The organism is Clostridium sp. BJN0013 (assembly GCF_040939125.1).
In the GTDB taxonomy this organism is placed as follows: Bacteria; Bacillota; Clostridia; order Clostridiales; family Clostridiaceae; genus Clostridium_B.
The window spans coordinates 1425485-1443550 of record NZ_CP162495.1; the positions used below are offsets into that span (position 1 = coordinate 1425485).

Annotated in this window: 17 protein-coding genes and 4 pseudogenes; 10 read left to right on the plus strand and 11 right to left on the minus strand. The window is 30.3% G+C overall.

Annotated elements, in window-relative coordinates:
- Entirely contained in the window at positions 1-645 is a 645-nt protein-coding gene (locus AB3K27_RS07310; RefSeq protein WP_368490569.1) for a TetR/AcrR family transcriptional regulator, read from the minus strand.
- A gap of 194 nt (positions 646-839) precedes the next feature.
- On the opposite strand from AB3K27_RS07310, the gene AB3K27_RS07315 reads away from it, so the two are divergent.
- The 4 genes from AB3K27_RS07315 to AB3K27_RS07330 all read left to right on the plus strand — a co-directional run bounded on the left by AB3K27_RS07315 (position 840) and on the right by AB3K27_RS07330 (position 3333).
- Positions 840-1175: a PadR family transcriptional regulator gene (locus AB3K27_RS07315; RefSeq protein WP_012102631.1), complete on the plus strand. Its 336-nt coding sequence runs from the start codon at positions 840-842 to the stop codon at positions 1173-1175.
- Positions 1176-1178: 3 nt separating this feature from the next.
- A complete protein-coding gene (locus AB3K27_RS07320; protein WP_368490570.1) occupies positions 1179-2069 on the plus strand; it encodes a permease prefix domain 1-containing protein in 891 nt (296 codons plus the stop codon).
- A gap of 103 nt (positions 2070-2172) precedes the next feature.
- Positions 2173-3045 (plus strand): DMT family transporter, encoded by an 873-nt coding sequence (locus AB3K27_RS07325; protein WP_368490571.1) that lies wholly within the window; start codon positions 2173-2175, stop codon positions 3043-3045.
- A gap of 42 nt (positions 3046-3087) precedes the next feature.
- Entirely contained in the window at positions 3088-3333 is a 246-nt protein-coding gene (locus AB3K27_RS07330; protein WP_368490572.1) for a TetR/AcrR family transcriptional regulator, read from the plus strand.
- A gap of 79 nt (positions 3334-3412) precedes the next feature.
- Here the strand turns inward: AB3K27_RS07330 and AB3K27_RS07335 are convergent, their stop codons facing one another.
- From AB3K27_RS07335 to AB3K27_RS07345, 3 genes are all read right to left on the minus strand, one after another.
- Complete coding sequence (locus AB3K27_RS07335; RefSeq protein ID WP_368490573.1) at positions 3413-4456, minus strand: polysaccharide deacetylase family protein; 1044 nt, start codon at positions 4454-4456, stop codon at positions 3413-3415.
- Positions 4457-4888: 432 nt separating this feature from the next.
- Positions 4889-5224 (minus strand): hypothetical protein, encoded by a 336-nt coding sequence (locus tag AB3K27_RS07340; protein WP_368490574.1) that lies wholly within the window; start codon positions 5222-5224, stop codon positions 4889-4891.
- A 3-nt stretch (positions 5225-5227) separates the two neighbouring features.
- Positions 5228-5443, minus strand: coding sequence for a helix-turn-helix transcriptional regulator (locus AB3K27_RS07345; protein ID WP_368490575.1), 216 nt, complete (start codon positions 5441-5443; stop codon positions 5228-5230).
- Between the two features lie 429 nt (positions 5444-5872).
- Between AB3K27_RS07345 and AB3K27_RS07350 the strand changes: the two genes are divergently transcribed.
- The 4 genes and pseudogenes from AB3K27_RS07350 to AB3K27_RS07365 all read left to right on the plus strand — a co-directional run bounded on the left by AB3K27_RS07350 (position 5873) and on the right by AB3K27_RS07365 (position 8870).
- Positions 5873-6769, plus strand: a complete 897-nt coding sequence (locus tag AB3K27_RS07350; RefSeq protein ID WP_368490576.1) for a YitT family protein — start codon at positions 5873-5875, stop codon at positions 6767-6769.
- Between the two features lie 188 nt (positions 6770-6957).
- Positions 6958-7194 (plus strand): annotated as a pseudogene (locus tag AB3K27_RS07355) (biotin/lipoyl-containing protein); the annotation flags it as partial.
- Between the two features lie 219 nt (positions 7195-7413).
- Positions 7414-7974 carry a GDSL-type esterase/lipase family protein gene (locus AB3K27_RS07360; protein ID WP_368490577.1) on the plus strand — a complete coding sequence of 187 codons (561 nt, stop codon included), beginning with the start codon at positions 7414-7416 and terminating at the stop codon, positions 7972-7974.
- Between the two features lie 59 nt (positions 7975-8033).
- Entirely contained in the window at positions 8034-8870 is an 837-nt protein-coding gene (locus AB3K27_RS07365) for a DNA adenine methylase (RefSeq protein ID WP_368490578.1), read from the plus strand.
- A 180-nt stretch (positions 8871-9050) separates the two neighbouring features.
- Here the strand turns inward: AB3K27_RS07365 and AB3K27_RS07370 are convergent.
- From AB3K27_RS07370 to AB3K27_RS07385, 4 genes and pseudogenes are all read right to left on the minus strand, one after another.
- Positions 9051-9808 (minus strand): annotated as a pseudogene (locus tag AB3K27_RS07370) (IS982 family transposase); the annotation flags it as partial.
- Between the two features lie 363 nt (positions 9809-10171).
- Complete coding sequence (locus AB3K27_RS07375; RefSeq protein ID WP_368491197.1) at positions 10172-11299, minus strand: ABC transporter permease subunit; 1128 nt, start codon at positions 11297-11299, stop codon at positions 10172-10174.
- Positions 11232-11956: pseudogene (locus AB3K27_RS07380) on the minus strand (IS5 family transposase). The gene AB3K27_RS07375 and the pseudogene AB3K27_RS07380 overlap by 68 nt, the downstream one beginning before the upstream one ends.
- A 175-nt stretch (positions 11957-12131) precedes the next feature.
- A complete protein-coding gene (locus tag AB3K27_RS07385) occupies positions 12132-12848 on the minus strand; it encodes an ABC transporter ATP-binding protein (protein ID WP_368490579.1) in 717 nt (238 codons plus the stop codon).
- Between the two features lie 147 nt (positions 12849-12995).
- Between AB3K27_RS07385 and AB3K27_RS07390 the strand changes: the two are divergent.
- Positions 12996-13148 (plus strand): annotated as a pseudogene (locus AB3K27_RS07390) (IS110 family transposase); the annotation flags it as partial.
- 663 nt (positions 13149-13811) lie between these two features.
- Here AB3K27_RS07390 and AB3K27_RS07395 read toward each other — a convergent pair.
- Positions 13812-14645 carry a permease prefix domain 1-containing protein gene (locus AB3K27_RS07395; protein ID WP_368490580.1) on the minus strand — a complete coding sequence of 278 codons (834 nt, stop codon included), beginning with the start codon at positions 14643-14645 and terminating at the stop codon, positions 13812-13814.
- A gap of 7 nt (positions 14646-14652) precedes the next feature.
- Positions 14653-14973 (minus strand): PadR family transcriptional regulator, encoded by a 321-nt coding sequence (locus AB3K27_RS07400; protein ID WP_368490581.1) that lies wholly within the window; start codon positions 14971-14973, stop codon positions 14653-14655.
- 221 nt (positions 14974-15194) lie between these two features.
- Here AB3K27_RS07400 and AB3K27_RS07405 point away from each other — a divergent pair, with 221 nt between their 5' ends.
- Positions 15195-15344 carry a hypothetical protein gene (locus tag AB3K27_RS07405; protein WP_368490582.1) on the plus strand — a complete coding sequence of 50 codons (150 nt, stop codon included), beginning with the start codon at positions 15195-15197 and terminating at the stop codon, positions 15342-15344.
- A 49-nt stretch (positions 15345-15393) separates the two neighbouring features.
- Here AB3K27_RS07405 and AB3K27_RS07410 read toward each other — a convergent pair whose 3' ends face one another.
- Entirely contained in the window at positions 15394-18057 is a 2664-nt protein-coding gene (locus AB3K27_RS07410) for a penicillin-binding transpeptidase domain-containing protein (protein ID WP_368490583.1), read from the minus strand.
- Positions 18058-18066: the final 9 nt, after the last annotated feature.

The window sequence follows — 18066 nt, forward strand, 5'->3', positions numbered from 1 at the left end:
TTATTTTTCCCCCATTCCATTTTTTAAAAGCTCAATCATGGACTTAATTTCTTTCTCATTTATTTCAAAATCTTCATCTACAATATCTCTTCCTTTTTTCCTTGAGTTTCTCATCATGTGTTCTTTAAATCCCATGGATACTGCTGTAATGAATATGGAAAGCATATTGTCATCTATGTCTTTTCTTATAGAACCATTTTTTTTACCATTTTGGATTAATTTTAGTGTATATTCATTTAAAATATCCATCATATAGGACATGGATTCATCAGTTAAATTTTTATATTTTCCAAGGAATACATCCTGGACAAATATTATAAGTTTTCTTTCCTCTCTCATCTGAACCCACAGGGATTTAGAATTTTTATAGAATAAATCAAAAATATTTATATCTTTATTATCAGAGATAAAATAGTTGCCATATTTTTTACCGATAAAATCTGTAGACCATTTTACTGAAAAGAAAAATAGTTCTTTTTTATTGTTGAAATACTGGTATATGCTACCTTTTGATATATTGGCGTTTTTAGCTATATTACCTACATTTGCTTTTTCAAAACCTCGCTCTGAAAATTCATTTACAGCAGAACGCATTATGCTTTCTTTCTTTTTTTCTTCCAAATTTAAAAATGTTTTTTTTGGCATTACACTATACCTCCATATAATGTGACTAAGAAGTCATATGACTTCTTAGTCACATTATAATACTTAATTCTATATAAGTCAAACTGTAATAAATCTTTAAAGTATATAATCTCCATCAAAGTATATTGACAATCATAGTAATTTGATATATATTGTAATTGGGCAATCAAAGAAATACAATGGGAGGTGATAAGATGGACTTAAAAACACCATCAGATCTGCTGCGGGGACATACAGATACTATTGTTTTATCCATTTTAATTAAAGGAGACAGTTATGGGTATAAAATTCATAAAGCAATTATGGAAAAGGCTGAGAATCAGTTTGAATTAAAAGAAGCAACTTTGTATTCAAGTTATAGAAGGCTGGAGCAGGGTGGGTATATTACTGCTTATTGGGGAGATGAATCCCAGGGAGGGCGCCGTAAATACTACAGAATTACTGGAAAGGGAAAGGAACTGTACAGACAAAATAAAGAAGATTGGGAATTTTCGCAGAGAATACTCAATAAATTGTTGGAGGGGGAATGATAAATGGATATGAAAGTACAGGTTTATATAGATAGATTATTTCAAGATTATGAAGATACTGCAGAACTTAAGGATTTTAAGGAAGAAATTGCAATCAATTTGCAGGAGCGTATTAAAGAATTTAAAAGCAAGGGTGATTCTCCTGATCAGGCCTTTGATAAGGCATCAGCTGAACTAGGTGATATTACTGAGATTGCAGATCAGATCAGCCGCCAGAAGAGAAAGGAGGTAATTGACAAGATGTATGTACATTCAAAAATACCAATTGATAAAAAACATGCTGCAGGGTATGTAATTGCAGGTGCTATTGCACTATTTGCAATAATTTCTGCATTTACCGCTTATTTCAGCACAGGTGATATATCTACGGGAGTATCTGTTTTATCGGTATTTATTTCAATCTCCACAGCTATGTTTGTATTTTTGGGTCTTACCCAGGAAACGGACAGTGATTTTCCTATGAAGTGGAAGCGTGCTCTGGTATATGGAATTTCATCAGCTGCAATTGCCTTTGGAGTTTGTATTTCGGCCACGTTGTATTTTATGAAAGGAATGGTGCTTGAATCTGTATCCGGAAGTCTTATACCTTTTGTAATCCCGGGACTTTGTGTGCTGGTGTTTCTACTGCTTACTGAAAAGGATAGACATAAACCCTGGGTACTGGAAAGAGAAAAAGTGTGGAGGGAAAATTATGCTAAAGTCTACAAAGATCCCAAAGTTATGGAACAAAGGGGGCTTTTGTCTGGAGCACTTTGGTTATTTGCAGCAGCGCTTTTTGTAGTGTTTGGCTTTGTAATTGGATTTAAATACTCCTGGGTAGTATTTTTGTTTGCAGTTGCCGGGGAGGTGCTTATAGAATTCTGGATGAGTTCAAGAAGTAAAAGTGGAAAATAAAATATAGCTTTCTAGCTTTCTATGATAAAATTAAGATATCATAGAAAGCTATTTATTATGAAAAAGAATACATAAAGAATTGCAGCGGGGGAGAGAAAAAACTGTGGAAAAACAATTAACTAAAATTAATCCTAAATTACTTTTATTAGTGGGAGTACTTGGAGTATCTTTTTCGTCCATATTTATAAAATACTCAAATGCTCCCAGCCTGGTTATAGCTACTTACCGTTTGGGGTGGACAGTTCTCATTCTGTTGCCTTTAATAGGAATGAAATTTCGTGATGAAATTCTAAAACTAAAAAAGGATGATATTTTATGGAATGTACTAAGTGGATTTTTCCTTGCGGTTCATTTTTCCCTATGGTTTGAGTCTTTAAAATTTACATCAGTTGCCAGTTCAACAGTACTGGTAAGTACGGAAGTTATTTTTTCTGCCCTTGGATTTGTGCTTATATTTAAAGGTAGAATAAATAAGAGTGGAGTACTTGCAATTATAATTACTTTTTTAGGCAGTGTAGTGATTGCAGCGAATGATTATGGCGGTGGAAAAAATGTATTGTATGGAGATGCTCTGGCGCTGCTTGGAGCTGTTATGGTTGCAGTATACACATTAATTGGTAGAAAACAAAGGGATCATCTTAGCACCACGGTATACACATTTGTAACCTATAGTGCATGTTTTATTACACTTATTATATTTGATTTTATAAGTCATACGCCAATTTATGGGTATGGAATCAATGAAATCATTCTTGGACTTTTACTTGGCATTTCCTGTACATTACTAGGCCATAGTGTATTTAGCTGGTGTCTTAAGTATCTAAGTCCCTCTTATGTATCTTCAGCCAAATTGTTAGAACCGGTATTTGCTTCCATACTGGCCATATTTATTTATGGGGAAATCCCACAGATTTCACAAGTTATAGGAAGTATAATTGTCATTGGTGGAGTGTACATGTATTCAAGGTATGAATAGGTACAAATTTAATAAACACCTTGAAATAGGGAAGAGTGGGTTTTGAAAAATTCATTTGTAGAGGCGAAAACATTGGACAAAACTAAACAAAAAATTATGAATGCCACAATGTCACTTGTCAAGGATAAAGGCTATGTTGCGACTACTACTAAAGATATTGCAAGTCTGGCACAGGTAAACGAGTGTACCATTTTTAGAAAATTTAAAACTAAAAAAGATATTATACTTTGTGCCATGAAAGAAAAAGAATATTATCCAAATGACTTACTATTTTACTATGATATTTGAATCGTAAAGTATAATTGAGTCATAAAAGGTGTGCCATAGGTGAATTTAATGGCAACATCCCTTTATAAGTAGTGGTAGTTCACGTAATTGTTTTAAATTCATATCCTTGAGTCCTTAAATATTCTATAATTTGAGGTAATGCTTTAGCCGTTTCTTCTTTGCCATAAGTATCATGCATTAAAATAATTACTTTTTCTTTTGTTCCCACACTTTCCTTTACATACTCTAAAAGCTCTTCTGAATTTTTCTTTCTACCTTCTGCGTCAAAGTCATAGGCATTCCAATCTATACTATACATATTTTTTTCTTTTAATTTTTCATTGAATTCACTCAAATTAGGATCATTGTAATATACCCTTGACATATATCCTCCGGGAAGCCTTAATATTCTTGTATTGAAGCCTTGTCCAACAATATTTCTTATATCGGTATCAGTTTGTTCAACTTCTCCCATACAATAATCTACATCAAGCCTATTTCCAGGATATAATTTTCTCATGTTATGAGAATAAGTATGGTTTCCAATAGCATGTCCCTCTTCGAATATTTGTTTTACCAGTTCTTTGCTTCTTTCATTTGTTTCTATATTTTGTCCTATTAAAAAGAAGGTAGCTTTTACGCCATAATTTTTTAGTGTATTTAATATCTGCGGTGTTACAGAAGTAGATGGACCATCATCAAAAGTAAGAAATGCTATTTTTTCACCATCACTTTCAAACTTATTGTCCAGTATATCTTTTACTTTTTGTGCATCATAAGTATATTGTTTCCCATCATTGGATACATTGCCACTATTATAATTTTCCACACTACTAGATAAATTAACCTTATTATTATTTATACTATTGCCTTTATTTCCAGCTGCATTTTCTTCATTATTAGGCTCTTTATTATTATTGGATTGATTATTATTTTCATTATCCTTTTTAAAAGATTGATTTTTATGAGCTTTATTTCCAGTCAATTCGACAGCAGATATTACTTTATTATTGCTTATCTTAGGGGTATGAAAATAATTATAACTCTTATATGATATAATAAAAATTGCAATTGCCCCCAACAAAAACAGACATCTATTTCTTAAAATTTTAATACGTTTATTTCTTCTATTTTTTTTTGTCATTCTTCTTATCTCCTATACCATATGAAACCATAATGTGTATAAAAACCCTTATATAATTTATATTACAACATATTTCTTAATTTTAGTTAACAAAAATATAACAAAAATATAAACTATTTTATACTAACGCGGCAATTAACTAATAATCCCATCTTCTTCAAAGTTGGAGATAAGCACTGCTGCGCCTTGGATAAGTTCTTTCCCTAAAGGATAACGTATTCTAAGTGCTAAAGATACTAAGAATACTGTTAATAAGGTTTAGATAGAGAAAAGCATTTTTCTATAACAAACTCCATCTGAACCTCTGAATCACTTGATATTTAACACTGTAGTTCAGGGATTTGGAAGTGCGGAAAAAGTGAGTTAGATATTTGGAGAGCCCATAGACTGGACTCCTGGATTACCACTTAAAGCTGATGGATAGGAGTGTAATTATAAAAAAGATATTATTAAAAATGCAATAAGTGCTGTAAATAATGCAATGGCAATGAAAGCACGGGCAGAAGAGCCATAGGAAAGAACTTTATTTTTAATCTGGTAAATTGTTGATATTAGGCCTCCAATTATTACAATCAACAGTAAGTCCCAGTTTGATGCTATGAACGAACTACTTAAATGTAGTCCCCTTATAAAGGCATCTATGAGAATTGCAAACAACATAAATCTGCCGGTATAAGCATCTCCGCGATATACAATAGCTTTTGTTCTCTCATCTACAATACCGTAAATAGGAGTACCTTTATTCTCTTTGTTGCTTTTTTTAAACATTTTTTATTCCTCCTCTAAGTAGAATAAATCTTTAAAATTTTTTTGTAGACATTTTGAAAGAATGAGTGCTAATTTAGCACTGGGGCAGTATTGGCCTGTTTCTATAGAACTTATTGTTTGACGGCTTACTCCAGCCATACTGGCAAGTTGACCTTGAGAAATATTAAGTTCAGCACGGGCAACCTTTAAACGATTATTCAATTTTATATTAGTGTTCAAAGTAACACCTCCATCAGTTAGATGGTACCATATGATAATATTTATGTCAAGTATACTTATTAAAATGACAAGTATGCCTATAAATAATTGTATTCAAAATACTATAACTTACAGATAGATAGTAATATATTGTATAAAATGATATAATACACTTATAATTCAATTGTAAGAAATAAGTTATTAGGGAGAATATTATGAAAATAGAATTGGTGAGAACTAAAAGTGAAATAATAGCCTTTTTATTACCTACTTCTTATGATATCAATTATAAATGAATTGGCTTATGGTAATTTTATTGAAAATGTAAAAAAGATTATAGGCATTTTAGGGCTGCTTCCTTTTAGTGTACTGTTTAGTATTCTCATATCCTTTGTAATTTTTTTGTTTTTGTCTATATGAGAATTTGGAGGAAATATTGCTATATTAAACATGCTTAGAATAAATAAAAATGAGGAGATTAGTGTGAAAATTAATGCTTTATTTAATAGGGAAAATATAAAAAATACAACTTTTGTCATAGTGGGGTGTTTAGTGTCGGCTATTGGGGTAAATATGTTTTTGGTCACTGCAAAGTTACTTAGTGGAGGTGTATCAGGTATAGCTATTTTAATACAATATGCCTTTCATATTCCTGCAGGATATACTGTACTAATGGCTAATATACCTTTGTTGGTTTTAAGTTACAGAAAATTGAACAGAAGATTTACCATATACAGCATAATTGGAACTTTTTCATTATCAGTGTTCTTAATACTGACCCAAAATTTAAGCAGTATTTTTAAAATACAGGATACACTGCTGTTTTCTGTATATGGAGGAGTGTTAACTGGAATCGGAGCTGGATTGGCGTACTCAAACCACGGCTCAGAAGGTGGTATGAATATAATAGTAATGCTAGTTAAAAAGAAATATGATAATTTTGATGTAGGACAATTAGGTTTCATTGTAAATTGTGTAATTGTATCTTTAGGGATGATGATAAATGGAATAATTATTGCATTATATACATTAATGAGCATGTATATAGCAGCTTTTGTTACAGATAAGATAATTCATGGATTATCAAGAAAAAAAGTATTACTTATAATTACAGATAAGGAGGATGAAGTTTTTGAATATATAACTACTTTCGTGCATCCTGGAGCTACAATACTAAATGGTAGGGCACTTGCCGGCAGGGAAAGAAAAGTTATATACTGCATAGTACATATATCAAGACTGCCGCAGTTTAAGTACTGGGTACAGAAAATAGATAAGAATGCTTTAATTTCAATAATAAATGCTTCAGAAGTAGATGGTAAAGGATTTAATTCGAGTATTTTATAATTAAGTGGCAGTGCCGATAGCAACTATATCTGATATGAATCATTTTAGTATGATTTTAAGAAACATATTCTTTTGTATATTTAATAAATTAAAATTATATACCATAATGGGAATATCAATTTCAATGTTCCCATTATGGTATTATTTTTCCCATATTTAAATTCTGTAGCTATCTTAGATACAAGTAAATTCAATATTTGTGTATCTGGGTAGGTGACAGAAGAATAGCTGCAAAGGGAGAGATACCTTTTGATGTAACTACTGACAAACTTACAAATGAAGTGGAAGCTAAGGAAAGCGGTATATTGAGAGAAATGTTGGTTAAAGAAGGAGAAACGGTAAAATGTCTTAATGTGGGATGCATACCGACTAAAGTACTTCTTCATTCTGCTGAAGTGTTTACTGACATTAAAAATAGCACTGATAGTATTGGTGACCATAGGAAGGCGTCCTAATATAAAAGATTTAAATGTAGAATCCAACTATAGGAGAAACTTTTAAAGAAGTTGTACTAGTTGTTCAGAAAAGAGCATTTAGTATGATAAATTAAAGTTTAACCTTCTAAGCCTTGATAATTTTCATTAAGGCTTAGAATAATTTTATGCTAAACTTAAAAGTGAATTAATATAAGGGAAGTGGTGAAAATGAAGGTTGTTTGTCTTGGAGATAGTTTAACCTATGGTTATGGCGTGAGAAGAGGTGAAGTATGGACTGCTTTGTTGAAGAAAAAATTTAAAATTGAAGTTTTAAATAAAGGCATATCTGGAGATACTTCAGCAGGTATGCTCTCAAGATTATACAGTGATGTCATACTTGAAAAACCATCCTATGCAATAATTATGGGAGGAACAAATGATTTTATATGGAACTTATCAGTAGGGCAGGTTATGGCAAATATAATATCCATGGTTTTTCAAATTATGCATAACAATATAAAACCTTTAATTGGTCTGTCTGTGCCTATTTGTGTCAAAACTGCCGTAGACAGGTGGGGCTTTGTAGGTGATTTTGAAAATATAAATATGGATTTAAAGGGACTTAACAATTCTTTAAAAAATTTTTGTAAAAATTATAATATAAAAATTATTGATTTCTATAGTGAATTTGTTGAGAAAAATGGCAATGTAAAAGAAGAATATTATATTGATGGCCTTCATTTAAATTCAGAAGGAAATAAAAAAATGGCTGATATGATTTTTATATAAAGAATAATGATATAATTATTATGTATTTATGTAAATATTAAATTTTCGGAGGAATAAAATTGAAATTCGATAAGCTAGTTGCACCTGTAGTTAAATGGGTTGGCGGTAAAAGGCAGTTGTTACCTGAACTTGAAAAATACATACCTGAAAATATTTCAACTTATTATGAACCTTTTGTTGGCGGAGGAGCAGTTTTATTTCATATTCAGCCTGAAAAAGCTGTTGTAAGTGACATAAATGAAGAACTGATTAATTTATATATGGTTATAAAGAACAATGTTGAAGAATTGATTGAGGATTTGAAGAAACATAAAAATACATCTGATTATTTTTATATGATTAGAGAATTGGATAGAAAAGCAGATATTTATTCCAAACTTACAAAAGTGGAAAGGGCTTCAAGAATTCATTATCTGAATAAAACATGTTATAATGGATTGTTTAGAGTTAATATACTTGGACAATTCAATTCTCCTTTTGGAAATTATAAAAATCCTAATATAATTAACGAGATAACCATAAGGGCTGTGAACAAATATCTGAATGAAGCAGAAATTGAATTAAAGTGTTGTGATTATGGAGAGATTTTAGGAGATATTACAAAAGGAGCCTTTGTATACCTTGATCCTCCCTATGATCCAGTATCAAGTAGTGCCAATTTTACTGGATATGTTAAAGGAAGATTTAATAAGGATGAGCAATCCAGGTTAAAATCGGTGTGCGATAAATTAACTTCTAAAGGAGTTAGATTTCTGCTTTCTAATTCTTCAACAGATTTTATTCTAAATTTATATAAGGATTATAATATTGAAATAATACAAGCAAAACGTTCTGTTAATTCCAATGGAAACAAAAGAGGAAAAGTTGATGAAGTTTTGGTAAGAAATTATGATTGATGTATAGTAGCTAAGTTATCTTTATTATGTAAAATATTATTTTTGAAATCCATCCAGATTAATTTTTTACCATTGGGAAGTTGGTATTTAAGGTAAATTCTCACAAATAGGCTATATATGCCATAAGAAAGTAGAGCTCTGCTATAATATTCTTAAACTCTCACCATATTTTAAGAAAATTTAACCAAATATGAGTTTTTTAATTTTTGATATATTGGGATTAATACCCAATATTTTATTGATGAAATAGCAGAGATTATGAGCTAAAATTTTGTTTGTTATTCTGCTTGTTAATACCCACATGGATTTGGCAAATACCCTTTGTATATTTAGCTGGCTGGATAATTGAGAGAAAGTTATTTCAATCCTCTGTCTGGCTTTAAATATCGCTTGCCTGAACTCTTTTAGAAATTGATTTTTTTCCGAATTTTAGTCCTAAAGCAAATTTACCTCCAAATATATACTCTATCACCTATTATAGCTGATAGAGATAAAGTATAGGTTAATTCTCATACTGTGGTTCTATTGTCAACACTGGCAGGGATAAAATAAAATCGGTAAGGTATCTGTCAAATGTTGTCAGAGCATGTAGCTTAAATCTATAGTATGTTTCTTTCCTAGAGACACAGCTGGCATAGGGGCCTATGTTCTAAAAGTTTTATGGAAATGAGCTCTTCTAAACTCACATACGGGGATTGGCATACTATCAATTATTCTGTACTTATTTTGTACGATTGTTCATAGATATAATTAAGAAATTGAGTAATTTCTTCACGAATTTGCTCCATAACCTTATAAAGAGATTTTCTTGTTCTTGTACAGAAATTAGGAAATAAATCCTATGGATTTCTAGTACAAAAGCTGAACCATGATTTTTCAGAATCTATGGTGATAAGTTCACCAAGCAGTGATAGAGTAATTATCTCACTGTCACTCATATGAATAAATTCGATAAAAAAATACACCAAAATATTGACCAGAATATATTACATTGGACTTTTGCCTATCTTCCTTAAAATTCTTAATAACTAGAGGGGACTTACATTAATACTTATTAATACTTATTTTCCTCCTCTAAGTTTTTAAACAACTGAAAATACATATAGCCAATAAGTGTCATGGCTATATGGAAAGTTATACAATTACATTTTGTATCTTAAAATTCTCGAAGAAATAATGAAGAAATAATTATGAGAATGACAATAATGTTATTCATAACGTATATCTCTTATTAACGTGATATAAGACAACTAATCTATTCCTAAATCCATGCTTGTTATATAGATTTAAGAATATTTTAACTATGCAAATACATCTTGATTAGTAAATTTAAAATGAGCTATAGTATAGCAAACTATAGTCCATGCTATCAAAACAAATATAGAAATTTTAACGTTGATAAAAGCTATACCGGTAAATCTATTAATATTTCCTGTAAGAAGCATTACACCATTACTATATGTTGTGAATAAAAATGGCAATATTTTTAGCATGAAACTGGATTGGGGTGTATTTCCTGAATTTGTAAGCATCAAGAAATTAGTAAATGTTAATATTGTTACAACTACAAAATTAACGGATATGGATACTGCACTGCTCTTAAAAAAAACAGATATTAAAGTTGATAAAGATGCACATGCTATAATGAATAAAATTTGAAGCAGCAAAACTTCAACAATGAATTGCCACATTGGTATAATATGCGAACTACCACCTTTTTCAATAATATTTTGAACTCCATCCATATGTTTAAAATTAAAACCTACAGCTATTGGTGACAATAAATTTCCAAATTTGAATGTAATACCAATAATTACAAAAGATAAAAATTCACAAATAAGTAATGATAATACTATAGATATTATAGACGCAATAAATTTTGAAAACAAGATTTTTCCCCTAGAAATTGGTTTTGTAAGCAATACTTTTATTGTTGGTGGATTATTTTCACCAGAAACTATATCGGAACAACCTAAAACCACTATTAATGATAAAAATAACATATTTAAAAATGAAAAAATTTCAGATATATATTTTGTAGCATTAAATGTATAATTATAATCATTAGGATTAATGTCATGATTAATATAATATTTATCCATATCTATCTTAGAATTTATTGAGTTTATATGAGTAATGTTATTTTTAGGTATCTTATTTTTTAGTTTTTCTAAATCAAGTACATTTTTATGTAAGATATTTTTCCAATCATCACCTTGTGCAGTATTAAGACTTTTTAAATTATTTATAGTAATCTTAAGCTCTTCTATTTCATTGGATGTATTTTGTCTTTCTTTAGTAGACAAATTTTTATTTGTTAATTTTATATTAGGGTGTGTCTGAAAACAATGCAACAATAAATTACTTAGATAAAATAAAAATAGCAGCAATATAAACAAAAGCAAGGAAAGAATCAGCAAGCTTGTCATAACGAGTTGCAATTCTTCTAAAATGTTTGATTTTGTTAAAGAAACATTCAACTAAATGACGTTCCTTGTACAGCCACCAGTCACAATTCCATGGTTCTCTTACATTTGATTTTGGTGGAATAGTATATGAGGATTTCTTTGAAGTAATATATTCTCTAATTTCATTTGTGCCATATGCCTTATCTGCCAGGATATTGCTGCCTTCTATATCAACGTTGGAAAGAACATCTACGGCCTGTGTACTGTCGTGTAGATTGCCAGATGATAATTGAAAATGGATTGGATTGCCAAGTCCATCAACAACTGCATGAATTTTTGTTGTATGTCCGCCGCGACTCAGTCCAATATGCTGTTTTGTTTCGCTGTTTACAGCCCCTTTTTAGCACCAGCACTGTGCTGGTGGGCTTTTATACATGTTGAATCAATGCTTAAATTTTCATAATCTGCATCTGAGGTTAACTCTTTAAAAATTGTTAATAAAGTACCATCGTTACGCCACTTACAAAAACGACTGTATACAGTTTTCCATGAACCGAAGCGTTCTGGTAAATCACGCCATGCTGCACCACTTCTTGCAATCCATAGTATGGCATTAAATATAAGTCGGTTGTCTTTTGGAGGTCGTCCTGTTTTTGCTATTGGAATTAAGTTTTTTATTTGATCCCATTATTCATCTGATATTTCATAACGCTTCTGTGACATATTTGCACCCTCCAAGTTTTTTATCTTATTTTACCTAAAACTCGGTTCTTTCGCAATATTTAGTTTTCAGACACACCCTAGTAAAATTCTTTTTTTCTTTAGTAATTTTTGTAGCTCATTTATTATTAAATTAAAGATCATTTACTTTTCCTCCTTCAATTATATCTATAAATTTTTTTTCTAAGGATATAGAGTTGTTATCCAAAATATCTATTGATTTGATCTCACCATCATTAATAAAAGCAACTTTCGTACAAATATTTTGTATTTCTGAAAGCATATGGGATGAAATCAGTATTGCTGTACCATTTTTAGCTATTTTTTTTATTGCATCTCTAAATTGCATGATACCAATTGGGTCTAAACCATTTGTAGGTTCATCAAGTATAAGAAGTTTAGGATTTGATAGAAGTGCTTGTGCAAGACCTAGTCGTTGTTTCATTCCTAGTGAATATTTTTTTACTTTCTTGTTTATATGATTTTTTAAGCCTGTAATGTTTATAATTCTTTCTATCTGATCTTTAGCTATATTTTTATACATTCTGGAAATTTGTATAAGATTTTCTTTGCCAGTCATATAATCATATAAATCAGGATTTTCTACTATGGAGCCAACATATTTAAGAGCATTTTCTATATCGTTTTGTACATTATATCCCATTATAGATATCATTCCTTGAGTAGGTTTTATAAGGCCAACTATCATTCTTATAATTGTAGTTTTTCCAGCTCCATTTTTACCTAATAGACCTAAGATTTCACCTTCATCTATATTTAAATTTATTTTCTTTATTATATTATTTTTACCAATATTCTTTTTTAAGTTTTTAATTTCTAATATATTCATTTATATATCCATTCCTTTCACTTCGCTCAAGGCATAAAATGAAATGAAAAAATTTTGCTTCGAGCGAATATTTTTATTATAATGTCATAGGGAATCGGCACACTACAAATCACGAGGAGGTGAATGGGCTATCTTGTCTATCAGATAACCGCTAAGTATTGGATTTCTGTATACAACGTCTTAGAAAAAGACTGTTCCATTGTTCTTGCACATCCTAAATATGTTAACGCTATTCATGGTAAAAAAACTGATAGAAAAAATGCCAAATGGATTGCTGATCTGTTTAAGCATGATCTTGTTTAAAGTTCTAAAAGAATTCTAGATAAGATACTTGAAAATTTTCTACACACTTCTTTTGATTTGGAACCTTATTGATGGTTATATTACACCACTTGAGAATTTGGAATTCCAGAAAGCAGAGTTAGAAGAACTGATTCTTGTGCTCACCAGTCCCTATCAACAAGAACTCGACTTAATCCTAATCACTCCATATCAACGATTTTAAATTATCTTTTGTTTATTTATATCTTTATTCTAACACATATATTTTTGAGGAAATACACCAGATTGACTCCTTAAGTTTGGACAAAATCCAGATAAATTTACAAATATCTTAGGATACCACTTTTATAAAAGTTTTTATTATAATATATACTCTAATTGCCCTTGTGTAACTTTAAAGATGTAGAGCCATATACTCTACCTATTTTAAATTTATGATAATTTAAAATAACAGGTGGCATTTTTGACTTCAAGTTTAGCAAATGCAATTTTAATAGATTTCAAAATTTCGCGATAATTATTTTCATTTTTACTTTGAGTTATTCTTATATGATCAATTGTTTTTGCAAAATTAAAGTACACTTTTAATACCTTTTTTATAAATCAACACAAAAGATTTAATTAATAAAAATAATAAAAGAATTAAGCCTATGTTAGGAATTAGTAGATTATTGTTTATTATTAAATATAATATATTTTTTTTACTTGTATAATATTTGAATTGATTAAATTGGTTAATATTTTTTTTAATATTAAGTTACTGCTTGGAAGCATATAATAACCTATCCACAGTAATATTGATAAAGAGAAAAGTAAAACAGAAGTAAGTTTATTTTCATATATGTTTCTAATATTAGAAAAAATGATTTTGTTAAATAGCTTTGTAAATATTACAGAAACTACAGTGCATAAAATAAATGGTATAAATAAATTTGATATATATGTAATTAAAAATCCAAACAATGCTAATGAAAGTGGTTTATGAAATGGACTACCAAATAATAGTATTCCAATAAACATTACAAATGTTGCAAGCAGTTTTAGAATTATATATAATAATATATTGCATATGATAATGTTTTTTATAGCATTTTTAGTATTACTTATTTTTATATTTATATATAAGTAAGAAAAAATAGTATTAATTAAAGGGACTCCTAGCAAAAAATAGTTAGAATTCGTATTTTTATTTAGAATGCATATAAAGAAGAATGTAGAAATTAAAGAAATTAAAATCATATTACAAATAAGTTTAATCATATTCTTAATATTAAATTTGTAATATTTATTTTTAGAAGGTAGATTTAATTTTAGATCATTGCCTATTAAATTAGAATCACCAAAACTATCAATGGCTAGATTAATAGCTGTTTTTTTATCATAGCCTTTTTCTAAATATTCATTTTCTAGCAATAAAAGATGCGACTCTATTTCATCTCTTAATTCAAGTTTATCATTTTCATTTATACCTCTTTTATCAATAATATCTTCTATAAATTGTTCAAATTTTAACATGACTAATTCAATCCTCCATACAATTATTTATTAACTTAGTTATGTTATTCCATTGGGTTAATTTTTCTTGTAGTACTCTTTGGCCTAAAGTTGTAATTGAATAATATTTTCGTTTACCAGTTAAATTGTTGTTTTCCCAATATGACTTAATTAAGTCTTTAGATTCTAATCTTTTTAAAGCAGGATATAGTGTACCTTCCCCTATAGAGTAAGTCATATTACTCTTCTTTTTAATAATTTTTGAGATCTTATATCCATATAAATTTTCTTTACTTATTAAAATAAGGATAAGTATATCAATACTACCTTTCATGATTTCTTTATTCATAATTATTATACCTCGTAATACTACTATAATTTTAACATAATATTACTACTAGTATAATTAAATGTCAATAATATAAAATTGTTATTTGAAGAAAAAACAGAAATAAATCTTATATAATTGTTCCGGGAGATTTTAGGACTACAGCCAGTAATAGTGGTAATAATGATTATGTTTACTGGGGTGAAGGTGGCTTTAGCTGGGCTATTCCTTATATTACAGGCATGGCGGCTTTGGCATGGCAGATTAATCCCAATATTACTTTTAACCAGATAATAGATAAACTGGTATCAACAAAAACTGTAACTGAAGAGGGAAGGTATATAATTGATCCTGAAAAATTCATTGAAAATGTAATTAAAACTACAAAGTGATATTATAAAAATACTACAGAATCATATTAATATTCTGTAGTATTTTAATCTAATTGTTTAGAGAATTGGTACTGGTGTTTAATTGTTTACTAAAATATGCAGAATAAATATCTCTGGCTATATAGGCAGAACCGGAACCCATACCTCCATCAAATACCACTACATATACGGCTATTTCAGGCTTATCTAAAGGTGCATAACCTACATACTCTGCATAGTCCGTTCTTCCAATTTGAGTTTGGTGTTCCTGACTGATTATAGTTGCAGTACCTGTCTTTCCAGCAGTTTTTATAGGAAAATCTGCAAAGGCTTTAGATGCAGTACCCTTTTCATTAACTGCCTCCATTCCAGCTTTAACAGCCTCTATATTTTCAGCCTTAACCCCTGTTTTTTCAAGAATCTCCGGTTTAACCTGTTCAATAACATTTCCATCAGAATCTAAAAATTTATCTACAAGGTGAAGCTTGTATCTGGTTCCTCCATTTGCCAGGGTGGCAATATAATTTGCTATCTGAAGGGGGGTAAACTGGTTTAAACCCTGTCCTATAGCTGCATTTTCTATATTGGCAGGTACATCCAGCTGGGCATTGGCATCTGAAACAGTTATGTAGTATATAGCTTGAATTAAACCATCCATATCTTTATCACTGATATCTTTTTTATTATTTGGATCTTCTAATGTCAGTTTTGAGAATAATTCTTTGTATTTTTCTTTGTCAAAGGCATTCTTTCCACCTTTTATAGAATTCTTTATTAAATTTTTTATTTCATTTTTTAATGATTTAACCTTGTCAGAATCACTGTCATTATCGTATAAATCTATTTTAACTATGTTGCTGCCCTGGTCATCTACTCCATTTTTAAGTACCGACATGGTATTTGCAAGATAATTCCTAGCAAAAGTATTTTCATTAGATTGAGTATTATATACTTGACCATAATTTTCTGAAATTTCTATGCCTGTAGCAGGTTTTTCTTCACTTCCTGAAGGTATGCCAAGTCCAAACTTCCAGGCATATTTAGCCAGGGTATCATCTCCAAAAGCTTCTCTAATAAGTCTTGCCACCTCCATAAAATAAGGGTTACTTGATTTTTGTATGGCAGTTGTAAGGTTCACCCAATAATTAGGTCCATCCAATTTAAATTCTACAGGTCTCCCACCTTGATTATAAGTACCATTATCGTAATAACTAGAATAAGGTGTTATAACTCCACTTTCCAGTCCGGCAATGGCAGTCATAGGTTTAAAAGTAGAACCTGGAGGTATTAGAGACTGGGTGGCATAATTATAAAAAGGCTTTGGGTATATGTCATATAGATCCTGTCTTATGGTAGTGTTGTTTTTTATGCTTTTATCAATAGGAAAAAGTATATTTAACACTTCATCCTCACTTTTTCCAGCATAATTAGCTGTGATATTTCTTTTCCTTATGTATTCTCTTCCAAATTCCTCTAAATTGGGATTGAAATATTGGTTGTATTGTTCTGTAGAAAGTTTTCCAGGAGTTGAGAAATCATTAGGATCATATCCTGGTCTGCTGGCCAGGGCTATTATACCTCCTGTATTTACATTAATAGCTACAGCTGCCCCTCTGGTTGCATTTGTGGTATCAGCCCTTTCCTGGTCATAGGCGTTTTGTCTTAATTCTTCCATTCTCTCATCCAGTGATTTTTCTGCCGCTGCTTGCACATCCTTGTCTATGGTAAGCTGTAGAGTTTGTCCCGGATAGGAATCCCTGCTGCCAAGTTCTTCAAGTACCCTTCCATTTTTATTAAGTTTTACTATTCTGCCGCCTTTGGAGCCTTTTAGTCTGTCCTCAAAAGCTGCCTCAAGTCCTCCCTGACCCACATAATCACTGCTTATATCATAGCCCTTGTCTTCATATTTTTCATAATTGGAGGCTATTTTTGATATATATCCCAGAAAAGCAGAACCTAGCTCTCCATTTGGATAGGATCTTATAGGCTGGGTGTTTACATCTATGCCTGGAAGTTCATTTAGCATTTGTAAAAACTTAAAAGCAGTATCCTTGCTTATACTTGCTATCGTTACTGGTTTATAGCCTGAAAAACTCTGCTTATTTAAAGTATTTCTTATAGTCATAAATCTTCTTTGCTCTTCCAGTGAATATCCACTGGGAATTTTATATTTTTTTAAAAGTTCTTTAAAGGTGTCCTCTGCAGATATCTTTAAAAGTTCTTTGTTGACCTGACTCTCCAAATCATCCTCTGAAATATCCTCATTTTTACTCTTGATTTTTTTCTCTATGGAATCATTTAATCCACTGTCTCTTTTAAATCTTATCTCTAGAGTATTCCGGGCGTTTTCATCCTCACTTCTAAATTCAAATTTAAAGGGATTTATCTTAAGTTCAAAATCGTCCTGCTGGTTTTCTCCGTTTTCGTCCAATATTTTAAATACTTTATCCATGGTAGAAAAAAATGTTTTATCACTTTCGTCTGTCTGATTATATACAAGCATGTAACCTAGTCTACTTTTGGCGAGCTTATTTCCATTACAGTCTAAAATATCCCCCCTTGGAGCGGTCTCAGGTATTTCTCTTATAGACTTATTGTTTGACTGTTCCTTATATTCCTTGCCCTGTACCACCTGGAGGAAAAAAAGCCTTGCAGCCATAGTTGTAAAGATCAATAACATAATTATTATAATAGTAGTATACCTTGTAACTTTAAAGTGTTTTTTCTCTTTCATAAATATCAT

Excerpts from the sequence above, each read along its gene's own strand:
- AB3K27_RS07350 (WP_368490576.1), top strand. The coding sequence starts at position 5,873 with ATGCTTAGAATAAATAAAAATGAGGAGATTAGTGTGAAAATTAATGCT.
- AB3K27_RS07400 (WP_368490581.1), bottom strand. The coding sequence starts at position 14,973 with ATGAATAAAGAAATCATGAAAGGTAGTATTGATATACTTATCCTTATT.
- AB3K27_RS07310 (WP_368490569.1), bottom strand. The coding sequence starts at position 645 with ATGCCAAAAAAAACATTTTTAAATTTGGAAGAAAAAAAGAAAGAAAGC.
- AB3K27_RS07360 (WP_368490577.1), top strand. The coding sequence starts at position 7,414 with ATGAAGGTTGTTTGTCTTGGAGATAGTTTAACCTATGGTTATGGCGTG.
- AB3K27_RS07340 (WP_368490574.1), bottom strand. The coding sequence starts at position 5,224 with ATGTTTAAAAAAAGCAACAAAGAGAATAAAGGTACTCCTATTTACGGT.
- AB3K27_RS07405 (WP_368490582.1), top strand. The coding sequence starts at position 15,195 with ATGGCGGCTTTGGCATGGCAGATTAATCCCAATATTACTTTTAACCAG.
- AB3K27_RS07410 (WP_368490583.1), bottom strand. The coding sequence starts at position 18,057 with ATGAAAGAGAAAAAACACTTTAAAGTTACAAGGTATACTACTATTATA.
- AB3K27_RS07320 (WP_368490570.1), top strand. The coding sequence starts at position 1,179 with ATGGATATGAAAGTACAGGTTTATATAGATAGATTATTTCAAGATTAT.
- AB3K27_RS07375 (WP_368491197.1), bottom strand. The coding sequence starts at position 11,299 with ATGACAAGCTTGCTGATTCTTTCCTTGCTTTTGTTTATATTGCTGCTA.
- AB3K27_RS07385 (WP_368490579.1), bottom strand. The coding sequence starts at position 12,848 with ATGAATATATTAGAAATTAAAAACTTAAAAAAGAATATTGGTAAAAAT.
- AB3K27_RS07335 (WP_368490573.1), bottom strand. The coding sequence starts at position 4,456 with ATGACAAAAAAAAATAGAAGAAATAAACGTATTAAAATTTTAAGAAAT.
- AB3K27_RS07315 (WP_012102631.1), top strand. The coding sequence starts at position 840 with ATGGACTTAAAAACACCATCAGATCTGCTGCGGGGACATACAGATACT.
- AB3K27_RS07395 (WP_368490580.1), bottom strand. The coding sequence starts at position 14,645 with ATGTTAAAATTTGAACAATTTATAGAAGATATTATTGATAAAAGAGGT.